Origin of the sequence: Leclercia sp. UBA2479 (assembly GCF_002341985.1) — a bacterium.
Lineage (GTDB): Bacteria > Pseudomonadota > Gammaproteobacteria > Enterobacterales > Enterobacteriaceae > Enterobacter > Enterobacter pneumoniae.
This window is the reverse complement of sequence record NZ_DDPB01000013.1, coordinates 401680-414685: the sequence shown is the minus strand read 5'-3', so window position 1 is coordinate 414685 and position 13006 is coordinate 401680. Positions and strand designations below refer to the sequence as shown.

General features: G+C 47.4%; 9 protein-coding genes. 2 read left to right on the top strand and 7 right to left on the bottom strand.

The genetic code is table 11. From position 1 onward, the window contains the following. Positions 1-7 precede the first annotated feature (7 nt). Positions 8-1369 (bottom strand): MFS transporter, encoded by a 1362-nt coding sequence (locus B3B59_RS19800; RefSeq protein ID WP_286809808.1) that lies wholly within the window; start codon positions 1367-1369, stop codon positions 8-10. 1434 nt (positions 1370-2803) lie between these two features. On the opposite strand from B3B59_RS19800, the gene B3B59_RS19795 reads away from it, so the two are divergent. Together B3B59_RS19795 and B3B59_RS19790 are read left to right on the top strand one after the other, a co-directional pair. Then, positions 2804-5224 (top strand): filamentous hemagglutinin N-terminal domain-containing protein, encoded by a 2421-nt coding sequence (locus B3B59_RS19795; protein WP_286809807.1) that lies wholly within the window; start codon positions 2804-2806, stop codon positions 5222-5224. Positions 5225-5280: 56 nt separating this feature from the next. Further along, complete coding sequence (locus tag B3B59_RS19790) at positions 5281-6927, top strand: ShlB/FhaC/HecB family hemolysin secretion/activation protein (RefSeq protein WP_286809806.1); 1647 nt, start codon at positions 5281-5283, stop codon at positions 6925-6927. A gap of 288 nt (positions 6928-7215) precedes the next feature. Here B3B59_RS19790 and B3B59_RS19785 read toward each other — a convergent pair whose 3' ends face one another. From B3B59_RS19785 to cyoA, 6 genes are all read right to left on the bottom strand, one after another. Then, a complete protein-coding gene (locus B3B59_RS19785) occupies positions 7216-7548 on the bottom strand; it encodes a hypothetical protein (RefSeq protein ID WP_046884459.1) in 333 nt (110 codons plus the stop codon). Positions 7549-7781: 233 nt separating this feature from the next. Next, positions 7782-8669 carry a heme o synthase gene (gene cyoE, locus B3B59_RS19780; protein WP_046884458.1) on the bottom strand — a complete coding sequence of 296 codons (888 nt, stop codon included), beginning with the start codon at positions 8667-8669 and terminating at the stop codon, positions 7782-7784. Between the two features lie 11 nt (positions 8670-8680). Beyond that, positions 8681-9007 (bottom strand): cytochrome o ubiquinol oxidase subunit IV, encoded by a 327-nt coding sequence (locus B3B59_RS19775; RefSeq protein WP_040076916.1) that lies wholly within the window; start codon positions 9005-9007, stop codon positions 8681-8683. Next, positions 9007-9621 carry a cytochrome o ubiquinol oxidase subunit III gene (locus B3B59_RS19770; RefSeq protein WP_040076915.1) on the bottom strand — a complete coding sequence of 205 codons (615 nt, stop codon included), beginning with the start codon at positions 9619-9621 and terminating at the stop codon, positions 9007-9009. The genes B3B59_RS19775 and B3B59_RS19770 overlap by 1 nt, the downstream gene beginning before the upstream one ends. After that, the gene (gene cyoB / locus B3B59_RS19765; RefSeq protein ID WP_046884457.1) at positions 9611-11602 is read right to left on the bottom strand and encodes a cytochrome o ubiquinol oxidase subunit I; all 1992 of its coding nucleotides are present in this window, start codon (positions 11600-11602) and stop codon (positions 9611-9613) included. The genes B3B59_RS19770 and cyoB overlap by 11 nt, the downstream gene beginning before the upstream one ends. Positions 11603-11618: 16 nt before the next feature. Continuing rightward, positions 11619-12566, bottom strand: a complete 948-nt coding sequence (gene cyoA, locus B3B59_RS19760) for a cytochrome o ubiquinol oxidase subunit II (RefSeq protein WP_040076912.1) — start codon at positions 12564-12566, stop codon at positions 11619-11621. Positions 12567-13006: the final 440 nt, after the last annotated feature.

Sequence of the window (13006 nt, the reverse complement as noted above, 5' to 3'; positions counted from 1 at the left end):
CTTTTTTTTAGGCTTTCACTGCCTGCTCCACTTCGAAACGGTTAGTCACCTTGCTGTCAATTTTGACGTAGGCACTGCGCTCTTCCGCGGCAATAAGAACTTCACTTACGCCTTCAGTGGATTCAAGACGCTGTTTCAGCGCCTCATTTATCTCAACGTCATCAGGAATTTCGATCCGCAGGCTGCTTACGTAACGGGGCTCTTTCATGGTGGTGGCAACAAACAGCCAGACCATGGCCAGCAGTGCGCCCGCGAGGAAGACCGTTTGTGAGTCAAACAGACCATCTACCCAGCCCCCAAGCGAGCCGCCAATGGCCACCCCAAGAAACTGGCTGGTGGAGTAAATGCCCATCGCCGTCCCTTTATAACCGGCCGGAGACTCTTTGCTGATCAGCGACGGCAGCAGCGCTTCCATCAGGTTAAAAGCGAGGAAGAAGAGTTGTACGCCGGCTACCAGCTCCCAAAAGTGCGGGCCGGAGCCCCAAAGCACGATCTCGGCAATGAGCAATATCGCCACGCAACCGATAAAGACGCGCTTCATCTTACGCTTCACTTCGGCATAGATAATAAATGGCACCACCGAGACGAACGAAATCAGCATCGTCACGAGGTAAATCTTCCAGTGCTCTGCCGCCGGAAAACCTGCCGCGGCAAGCTGTCCTGGCAGGGCGACAAAGGTCGACATCAGCAGAATATGCAGGCACATAATGCCGAAGTTAAGCTTGAGCAGGCGCGGCTCCATGAGCACTTTGCTGAAGCAGCCTTTCACCATCCCCGACTCACGGTTAAGGACGTGATTTTTACTGTCCGGCACTACCCACAGCGTTAAAGCAATACCGATAGTCGCCAGTATGGCAATCATCCAGAACAGGGCATGCAGACCCAGCTTGTGCGTAATAACCGGGCCGAGCACCATCGCTATGGCAAAAGTCACCCCGAAACTCACGCCAATAAAGGCCATTGCTTTGGTGCGGTTTTGTTCGCGCGTTAAGTCTGACAACAGTGCCATCACGGCGGCGGCTATCGCCCCGGAACCTTGCAGCGCGCGGCCAAGAATAATACCCCAGATAGAGTGGGAGAGGGCGGCGATAACGCTACCCAGCACGAAGACCAGCAATCCGCCCACAATTAACGGCTTGCGACCTACGCGGTCAGAGAGCAGACCGAAGGGGATCTGGAAGATGGCCTGGGCCAGGCCATAGATGCCAATCGCCAGACCAATCAATGCTTCGCTGGCACCCTGCAGCGCCATACCATACGTAGTCAGAACGGGCAGGACCATAAACATGCCGAGCATACGCAGTGAGAAAACAGTCCCTAAACCCCAGGTGGCGCGCAACTCGCCCGGCGTCATTTTATAATCGTTCATTACCACCTCAACCTAAAAGCAGGCCATAGTTTAGGTGGGGTGATAAGTGCGGTAAATAGATGTTTGTTAAAATATATTAAGTAAACGTTAATGTTAGCGTTTTTCAGCCAGATAAATGTGGGCATTGAGGCACGAAATGTAAAATTGTAACGTTAGCAGAGTCAAGAAAGGCTTCCGTCTTGTTAACCTTTATCTCTCTTGATGTGTTTGAATCAAATCTCTTCCAACCGAATGCGGTTTTGTTCAGGCATTATCTTGTTCGCCCAAAAGTTCATAACAATAATAAGTTTGGCTACCTGCGTCGTAAATGAAGGGGTTTAATGATTTCTTTACCCGTTATAAGTTATTTAAAAGTTTATGGCGGCTATCTGCTACCAACGCAAAGTCATGAGCATAGTGATGCTGCCATGCAGGTGAACGCACTGACAATCCGCATTGACTGGAATGCAATATATTTATCCAATTTATAAGTCTGATGCTATCATTTTTATTTCGAATGTATTCTTTTGGCCTGCTTTTATAGAGTAGGTTTAATATAAGCAGGGTATTTAAACTACAAAGCTATTGAAAGTATTTAATGTTATCTTGCATTGTATTTATCGGTGGCTGTTAAAAGGATATTTATTTTGGGTTTACAAGAGTGGGGCGCCGAAACAGTTTTGACGCTAAAGCAACAATTTTAATGAGTAACTTTTTAAAATAACAACATGTATTGATGGTGCGAAAAGCAGACTAATCGAATATAAACATAATATGAACCATGTTGTTTTTGTCTCTTCAGTATGTGAAATAGGTATGAATATACGGCGATGAAAGTTTTAGATAAAAAATGATTTACTTCATTAATGGTTCATTGTGGTTGCATGTTGCTGAAAATAATGGATTTATTTTGCATTTGCCCATTACTAAAAAGTTGCGAATAAATTCACTCTCATTTTTTTATATAATTCATTAAGAAAAGTGTTGATTCACGTTTTTGCCACAGAATTCAGGGCTTATTCACTATTGTATTAAGCTCGTTACGATTAAAATTCTGCTGTCAAAGAGGTTGGGTGACTTTATTTAGATGTTCGATTTGAACATCTAATAAAGAAGATCTGCAACGAAATTTTGCTCAGTAACTATACGTATCCTGAACAGGGAGACGTGAGTTCTCAGGCATATTTACTTTGTGGTGAAGTTATTGGGTGGTGTTAATTGTTGCGCCATGAAATTAGTTTCATTAAAGGCGGATTTAAATTCATTATTTTGCCTGATCTTTTTGAGTTAATGAGGTCGGCATGGCATGACCTTGTAGCATAGTTTATTAACACATAATTGAATGTACCTGCGGCATGAAATGGCCAAAAGGGAGACGCTTTTGAATTAAAGTTCAGTGTTCGGGTTTCCTTTGGTCTGGGTATTAACAACATAATCTTTACTTGATAGGTTTATATGAAAAATAGCGAAAACAAATGTAAGGCAATCAGATTAAATCCTATTGCTGCTTCACTGTTAATGCTGATGCCAGTAATGGCGCAGGCGGCCGATATTACAATGGTTGATGGCAATGTAACCAGAGCAGCTAACGGTACGACTGTTGTCAATATCAAAGCGCCAAACAGCAAAGGCATTTCTCATAACATTTATCAGACTCTGAATGTCAATAAAGAGGGGCTGATCTTAAATAACGCCGGTAACACCACAACGTCGCAACCCTCTCCGGGCTCAATATCTATCTTTGAAAAGTTGGGCCTTTCTCCGGCGACCAGTAATCCTGGAACGACGGTAGCGGGAAAAGTCACGACGACTTTGGGTGGCCAGATCGACAGCAACCCGAACCTGGCGGGAGGGAGTACTGCACGCGTAATATTGAACGAAGTGACCTCACGTAAACCGAGTGCACTGAATGGCATGATAGAGGTCGCAGGCGATGCTGCTCATGTAATTATCGCTAACCCTAACGGTATTACGACCAAGGATAGCGGTTTCATCAACGCCTCAAAAGCAACCCTGACCACCGGGACGCCAGAGATTAAAGATGGCGAGCTGAAAGGCTACATCGTGAGCGACGGTCTTATCACGGTTGGAGGTTTGCAGAGCACATCTCCTACGGAAATCCTGGCGCGTCACGCCAAAATAACAGGCACTATCCAGACGGGTGAATTGACGGTTATTGCAGGCACCAACAAAATCAACACGCAAGGTGTCGTGACGGCGACGTCAGTGCCGCTCACAAAAATATCGGGCTTTAGTGTGGATGTTTCCCGTTTAGGGGGCATGTATGCAAACAAAATCAGCCTGATAAGCACAGAAAAGGGTACCGGTGTGCGTAACGAAGGCACCATTGGCGGCGGCGCGGGTGGCGTCAAGATTACAAATACCGGCAAGCTGGTTAATAGCCGCGGAACACTCACGTCCAACGGAAATATCGAAATAGCGAATAACGGTAAAATTGATAACACCGCTGGCAGTATCCTGGGTGACAGAATGATTTCGATCGACTCCCATGGACAAGCCTTCACAAACATTCGCGGTGGACGCGTTTATGGCGTCTCAAATGTCAATATCAGCAGCGGTGCACTCGATAACTCCAACGGTAAGTTAGCTTCGGGCGCGACCTTAGCTGTCAATACCAATGATAAGAACCTGACTAACACCGGCAAAGGCCCTGCTGCAGGTATTGAGGGTGCAGTTGTTGCGCTTGAGACAGGCTACATGAGCAATATCAATGGTCAAATTAGCGGCGGCTCGGTGAGGGCAAAAAACTCCTCCGTTAACAACTATACAGGGACGATATCGTCGACTAATGATATTACGCTGGAAAGCAAAAATGTTCTTGATAACCAGCGTGGTATGATTCGTTCCACCGCAGGCAATGTGGTTATGAAAGCAACCAACATGAACAGCGTAGGGTCTTACATCGCGGGTAAAAATGTCACCATTGAGTCCGCTGTAGATATAGAGAGTAAGTATTCTCTGATCGCTGCTACCGAAAGGCTGAATCTGAAAGCGGGTGGAACTATCGATTCAAGTTCTGCAGATAAGTTTAATGATAATGCTGGAAAGCAATTTAACCTCGAAAAACAAAAAGGCGGTTTAGTCGGCGGCCAGGGCGTCACAATCACTTCTCGTAAATTGAATGTTGATGACAGCCGCATCCTTGCCCAGAGAGGGGATGTAAATATTACGACCAGTAATGCGTTGCTTAGCAGCCGTGCCCAGATTGCCGCAAATGCTGGCAGCATGCTGATTAATTCAGAACGTGTATATGCTGATTATTCAACACTCTATAGCTCAGGCGACCTGCGCATTAATACGACGGGCCTGTCTTTAAATGGGGCTGGTAGCGTTGAGAGCAATAATAGAACAGGCGTGATAAGTTCTGATCGTAATGTTTTATTGAGCGTTAATGGTAATTTCAGTAATTCCGGATGGATTAGCGGTAAAGAGGGCGTTACTTTAACAAGTACAGGTTATATGACCAACCATGGCACTATTAACTCCGAAAAAGATATTGCTATTACGGCTAAGTCATTAACTAATAACAAAGATATTACCGCGGGAAGAACGCTTAATATCAATGCTACTTATGATGTGACGAACAATGCCAATAGTAGAATTTCGGGTTTGACCACACGGGTTAACGTTGAAAATGTTTCTAATCGGGGTAAGTTAGAAGCGGGTTCGCGCCTGAATGTTACAGCTAATAAAAATGTGTATAACTACGACAGTATGTTTACTGCAGGGAATGCGGTTATTCATGCTCAATCTATCTTTAACTCTGGTTCATCGGCTGTCATGGGGGGGACCAGTGGTCTGGACGTTACCCCTGCTACAATCGGTGGCGAAGGCGGTAGAGTAGTTGGTCTGTAGTTAATAAATAGATGGAAGCAGAGTTCTTTTCTGCTTCCATCCTCTTAAGGATGAGAATGGATACTCGCTCGTTTATTGGTCTTGCCGCAGTGTTTTTTCTGGTTAGTGTTGAATCCATAGCTGAAGTGCAGTTGGGGCGGCTTGTCAAAGAACAGCAAAGTCAGGATAACGCGGTTCAACAAGAAAATAAGGTTGAAAAGAAAGACGTCTTTGCCAAAGCGCCACAACAATCTTTCGAAGTGAGTGATTTTCCGTATGAAGCTCAATGTTTTCAGATTGATGAGCTGATACTGGAAAATGATTTTCTTAAGAAGCGTGGTTTAAACCAAATCAAAGAAAAAATAGCAGGGAAATGCTTAGGTATAAAAGGTATCGAGAAAGCGGCTATCCTTGTTCAAGATTATTATATCAATGCAGGTTTTGTTACAACGCGCGTTGAGACACCTTCACAAGATCTTGCCACTAAAAAACTTATTTTAAAAATTGTTCCTGGCTTGATTGAAGAGGTCATTGTTATCAATGATGATGTCATTAAGTCACTTCTTCCTTTCGGTAAAGGCGACGTGCTCAATCTACGCGATATTGAGCAAGGTTTAGAGAATATACAACGCACACCTGACGTCGATGTTAAAATAAAAATTCTGCCAGGCGACCAAAATGGGATGAGCAAAGTTCTTATCGATCCCCAGCGGAGTTCACGCTGGAATATTCGAACGTCTTATAGCAATTTTGGCGATGAAAGCACAGGTCGACAGCTTTTGGGGATGACGGGCTATTTGTATAATATAGCCAGAATAAGTGATCTCTTTTATTTGGCTGGGACAAGTAGCCAGACTGGGGGATATAAAAACCTCAGTACTTACTATAGCTTCCCTGTGGGTTACACCGAGCTTAGCGCCTATTATAGTACCAGTAAATCTCGTCAAGGCATTGGTTTGGCAGGCTACGTTTTCGACTATATAGGCAAGACTGAATATCTCAACCTTAAAGGGTATCGGATGTTACGTCGTGATGCAGATTCTAAACTGGCTGCAACGGCTGAAATCATACGGCGTAAATACAACTATACGCTGGCAGATACGGAGCTTGAGCTTCAAAAGCGCAACATGACGAACTTGCGTTTAGGGGGGAACTATAAGCAAAACTTCACCGGTGCAACCCTGGATACCACATTAACATGGCAGCGATTCGTCCCCTGGTTAGGAGGAGAGAAAACCCCCGATATGCGCTATGGTGACGTCAGTTCCCGTAGTCAGATAGTGAATTTCAACGCCAGCTACGTTAAATCAATGCCTTTCTTACCTGTGGCCGCGTATTACGAGCTCAATGTGGGCGGACAGTACTCACCTGATAACCTGACCTTGCAGGATAGACTTACTATCGGCGATCGCTGGAGCGTTCGCGGTTTTGAGAACAGTGGCGGAATTGATGGTAACAGAGGCTTCTGGTTACAGAACACGCTGAATATGTTTACGGGCTTTAAAGATAGCGTTGCGTATATAGGTACGGATTATGGACAGATCGTCAGTAGCGACTCAACGCAGGACGCTGGAGGTAAAAAAATGATGGGGGGTGTTGTCGGTATTAAGGGGGATATCAAATCTCTTCAATATGATTTCTCAATGACCAGCCCATTCCTTTATCCTAAGAACCTGGATGTGGATAAATATACCGTTAATATGAATTTAAGTTACCAGCTATAATCCCGGTACCTGAGTATTAAAACGTCATTATTGCATGGCCGCTCTTATCCACGGCGGTCATGTAGTGATATAAAACTCTGCTTATAACAGGTGAGGGGCAGTATGCTACATTCCCCGGCGTCTCGTAGGTGCAGGTTATGATGCCGGGCTTGCCAGCAACGCCAGAGTAGTCTGCCTGAGATAACGACTGAGGTATCCTTGCTGATGCGTTAGTTCAGAGAGTAAAGTGAATAAAACCGCTAATTTTTTCTGGCAGGCAGCTTTACCTGCCAGAAATTTCACTCTGCGTCAGGCAGAGGCAGCATCAATAAATTTATTCCAGTCATTTCCGGCATTACTGACGAAGTTAGACCAACTGTCTCCAGCGGTACTGGTAAAGTTATTCCAGTTACTGGAGCCAGTCGAAACGACAGATGTCCAGCTGGACTGGCCAATCACATACTTACCGAACTCCAGTGCGCTATCGGCGACAAAATGCGTAAATGCCGTACCAGACGTCCAGACAAACGAGGCAAAACCGATGCCTGAATTAAAAACAAAGCTGGAAAACCCGGTGACGGCGCCAAAGAGATCGAAGCCCCCTGAGACATATTCCATTTCAATTATAGATAATTCTTTCATGTTTATTCCCTTAATAAATAATCCTGAATACATCAGTTATGTATCCATTTCGGGAGGCTAACACTGTCGATAGCGTTAAGCTATAGCGTCTTCAAAACTAAGAATTAGTAAATATACAGGGGTCACCTTGCATACTCTTAGCCTGGCATATGACCGTGACATCCTTGTCAGAACCTTACGCAAAAAAAAAGCCCCGGGCGTAGGCCCGAGGCTTTTTTAACAGCATCCTGAACTTACCAGACGTAAGTGAGCAGGCTGTGTGAATCCGGTACCATAAAATCGACGGACATCATCACGCTCAATGCGGTAATAGCAATGATAGAGAAGCCGAACAGCTTACGCGCCCAGACCTTATCATCTTCCACTTTATAACCGCGCAGTGCCATGCCCAGCCACCAAACGCTCACGGCGGCAGCGACAACCAGATATTTATACCCAGCGTAACCGCCCAAAGAGAGCATCAGCGTGGCGATAGCGAAGGCAATGATATAAAGCGTGATGTGGTTCTTGGCGACCGAAATGCCTTTCACGACCGGCAGAACCGGGATATTCGCAGCCTGATAATCCTTAAAGCGGAAAATCGCAATGGCATAGGAGTGCGGCATCTGCCACAGGCTAAAGATAGCCAGTAGGATGAGCGCACCGCTGTCGAACTCGTTAGTGACCGCGCAGTAGCCAATCACCGGCGGCGCAGCGCCGGAGAGTGAACCAATCAACGTACCGTAGACGGAGTGACGTTTCATATACAGGCTGTAGATGCCTACATAAACCACGAAACCCATCACCCCCAGCCAGCAGGCCAGAGGATTAGCACCGAACCACAGCAGCATAAAGCCAGCAATACCCAGCAAGGTGGCGTACACCAGCGAGACGGAAGGGGACATCAGGCCTTTTACCAGCACCCGGTTCTTAGTCCTTTCCATCTTCCTGTCGATATCCATGTCGATGTAGTTATTAAATACACAACCGGACGCAACCACCAGCGACACCCCAACCAGCGTATTGATAAAGAGGGTGTAATCAATGCTGCCCTTAGAGGCCAGCAGGAACCCTCCGATCACGGAGATCAGGTTGCCAAAGATGATGCCTGGTTTCGTAACTTGCAGGTATTGCTTAAACATACTCGCCGCTCTTAGTGAACCATCATGTTGTAGTTGAGGTTCCACATGATCCAGATGGAGCCGACTACCAGGATTGCGATGATAATCACAGTAAAGACGAAGGCCGTCATGTTCCAGCCTTCATCAGACTTGGTGTTCATGTGCAGGAAGCAAACCAGATGCACCAGAATCTGAATCACCGCGGTCACCAGGATTGCACCCAGAATAACCGGCTTAGAAGCAGAACCGCTCATCACCATCCAGAAGGGGATAACCGTCAGGATGATCGACAGGATGAAACCTGTCATATAGGTTTTTACGCTGCCATGGGAAGCGCCATGATCGTTAGAATGACTCATTACATCGCCCCCATCAGATACACAACAGAGAACACACAGATCCAAACCACATCCAGGAAGTGCCAGAACAGGCTCAGGCACATAATACGGGTGCGGTTGGTGCTCGTCAGGCCACGACGGGATACCTGGAACATCAATACCGCCATCCAGATCAGGCCTGAGGTTACGTGCAGACCGTGGGTACCCACCAGCGCGAAGAACGCGGACAGGAAGCCACTACGATCCGGGCCGAAACCTTCAGCAATCAGGTGATGGAATTCATAGATTTCCATCCCGATGAAGCCCGCACCAAACAACCAGGTCAACGCCAGCCAGGAGACAACCTGGCTCTTGTTGTTTTTATACATGGCAATAGCGGCCATGCCGTAGGTGATGGAGCTGAACAGCAGCAGTGCGGTTTCAACCAGAACGAACGGCAGTTCAAAGATGTCCTTACCGGTCGGGCCGCCCGCTGTGCCGTTCACCAGAACGGCATAGGTTGCGAACAGACAGCAGAACAGAATGCAGTCGCTCATCAGGTAGATCCAGAAACCGAAAACTTTCATCGGTCCTGTATCGTGGTGCGCGTGTTCATGCGCATGGGCAGTTGAGTGCGCCAGAGTATCAGTTGCCATTTTTCAGCCCCGCTTTAGCAATCTCGTCGAAATGCTGGTTTTCCAGTTTTTCAACTTCACGGACTGGTACGTAGTAGTCCACGTCCTCGTCAAAGCTCTTCACAATCCAGCTAATTACGATGCCAGCAAAGCCAACAATCGCCAGCCACCAGATGTGCCAGATCATTGCGAAACCAAATACCGTAGCGAAGGCGGCAATCACAATGCCCGCACCGCTGTTTTTCGGCATGTGGATCTCTTCGTAATGTGCTGGTTGCTTGTACGCTTCACCTTTTTCTTTCATTTCCCAGAATGCGTCGCGCTCATGAATCTGCGGCACAATGGCGAAGTTATAGAACGGAGGTGGAGAAGAGGTTGCCCACTCCAGCGTACGGCCACCCCATGGGTCACCGGTCAGGTCACGGTTCTGGTCGCGGTCGCGAATAGAGACGTAGAACTGAATCAGCTGAGAAGCAATACCACAGGCAATCAGTACCGCACCGCCTGCTGCAATCATCAGCATTGGGTGGAACTGTGGATCAATCTGCTGGCTAAGACGACGGGTCATACCCATGAAGCCCAGCACGTACAGCGGCATAAATGCAACGAAGAAGCCGATGATCCAGAACCAGAAGGCGCGTTTACCCCATTTTTCGTTCAGGGTGAAACCGAACGCTTTTGGCCACCAGTAAGTCACACCTGCGAAGCAACCGAAGACCACACCGCCGATGATAACGTTATGGAAGTGGGCAATCAGGAACAGACTGTTGTGCAGTACGAAGTCTGCACCCGGTACCGCCAGCAGTACGCCGGTCATCCCACCAACGGAGAAGGTCACGATGAAGCCGATAGTCCACAGCATCGCTGAGTGGAACTGGATACGGCCCTGGTACATGGTGAACAGCCAGTTGAAGATCTTCACCCCGGTCGGGATGGCGATAATCATTGTGGTAATACCGAAGAAAGCGTTTACGTTCGCGCCCGCACCCATGGTGAAGAAGTGGTGCAGCCAAACGATGAACGACAGAACGGTAATACACACGGTTGCCCACACCAGCGAGGTGTAACCAAACAGGCGTTTACGAGAGAAGGTTGCTGCGATTTCGGAGAAGACACCGAACACTGGCAGAACCAGGATGTACACTTCCGGGTGACCCCAGGCCCAAATCAGGTTGATGTACATCATCATGTTGCCACCCATATCGTTCGTGAAGAAATGGGTGCCCAGATAACGATCCAGGGTCAGCAGCGCGACGGTGACAGTCAGAATTGGGAAGGAGGCAATAATCAGGATGTTGGCGCACAGAGATGCCCAGGTAAATACCGGCATCTTGAACATGGTCATGCCAGGGGCACGCATCTTGATAATCGTCACAAAGAAGTTAATACCGGTCAGGGTCGTACCGACACCGGAGAGCTGAAGCGCCCAAATCCAGTAATCAACACCGACACCAGGACTGTACTCAATTCCCGAAAGCGGCGGGTAGGCCAGCCAGCCGGTCTGCGCGAATTCGCCCACACCCAGTGACAGGTTTACCAGGATTACGCCAACAACGGTGAACCAGAAGCTCAGGTTGTTCAGGAACGGGTAAGCAACGTCGCGCGCACCGATTTGCAGCGGTACTACAACGTTCATCAGACCGATTACCAGCGGCATCGCCACGAAGAAGATCATGATAACGCCGTGAGCGGTAAAGATCTGATCGTAGTGGTGCGGTGGCAGGAAGCCAGCTTCACCAGCCGAGGCAAGCGCCTGCTGGCTACGCATCATGATCGCATCCGCAAAGCCACGAATTAACATGACGATACCGACGATGCAGTACATGATACCGAGTTTTTTGTGGTCAACCGAAGTCAGCCACTCATTCCACAGGTAGCTCCACTTACCGAAGTAAGTGATCAGGCCAACTAAGGCCGCACCACCAATGATAATTGCAGCAATCGTAACCATGATAATGGGTTCATGGTACGGCACTGCATCCAGTGTCAATTTTCCGAACATTTTCTTCCTCGGCCCCTTAGTGAGCGGTTTCCGCGTGGCTCATGTCCATGCCTTCCATCCCTTCGTGCGAGCTATGCTCACCTTCAGGCTGGGTCACGTCCATGCTCTTGCCATGATCCATAAATTTGCCAATCACATCTTTGAACAAATTCGGTTTCACGTCAGAGAAGTACTCCACCTTGTTATATTCGCTAGGTGTTGCCACTTTTTCGAATGCCGCCATGTCAGACATGGTGTTCGTAGACTGCTTCGCTTTTTCAACCCACTGGTCGAAGGCGGCGCGGTCAGGAGTGGCAATGGCTTTGAACTTCATACCAGAAAAGCCTGGGCCACTGTAGCTGGCGGAGATACCATCGTAGGTGCCTGCTTCATTCGCGATCAGATGCAGGTTAGTCTGCATACCGGCCATCGCGTAAATCTGGCTACCCAGACGCGGAATAAAGAAGGAGTTCATCACGGAGTTCGAGGTCACTTTGAATTCCACCGGAGTGTTCGCCGGGAAGGCGATTTCATTCACGGTAGCAATGCCCTGTTCCGGGTAGATGAAGAACCATTTCCAGTCCATGGAGACCACTTCAATGGTAATTGGTTTCTCATCGTGAACCAGCGGTTTGCTTGGCTCGAGTGCGTGAGTGGTTTTCCATGTCAGCACAGCGAGGAACAGGATGATCAGGATAGGAACCGTCCAGACCACAGCTTCAACTTTGTTGGAGTGTGACCAGTTAGGGCTATACTTCGCATCTTTATTGCTCGCACGGTACTTCCAGGCGAAACCAACTGCCATCAAAATGGCAGGAATAACGACGATCATCATCAGGCCGAAAGCCGTCAGAATCAGGGAACGTTGTTCCAGTCCAATCTGTCCTTTGGGGTCTAGAAGTGCAGAATCACAGCCACTGAGTAAAACAGTGCCTGCAATTAACGACAACCATCCCAAACCTTTATTGTATTTCCTAAGTGTCATTTAACGACCTCAATTCCACGGGGACCTGGTGGCGTTTAAAGTGTGGGGGCATTTTACGGGAAGGTTACATTACTGTAAACATCATTAGCCCTGTGTCAGGAAGGTGTTACCGGGTTCTGCCGCACATGTCACATGTGTTGCAAAACGTGTCTAATTTTAAGACAAAAGTCGCGTGTTATGGGCGTTATAACGAAACAGTTTCTGAAACCGGTGCCAGGCGGGGAATTGGTATAACCATTGCAAAAAATACACAAATAATTAACAAATGATTATCAATAAAAGGACATTTAAAAAACGATAAATTAAACTTTCATCAGCTGAATCGTTTAATGAAAATAGAGTTTATTATCGCTTCCAGTAATTTCCAAATTTCTATTGCGCACGAAACAACAAATATATTTTTTCATTCACCAGGGTTATTTGCCGTTATAATTTCACAC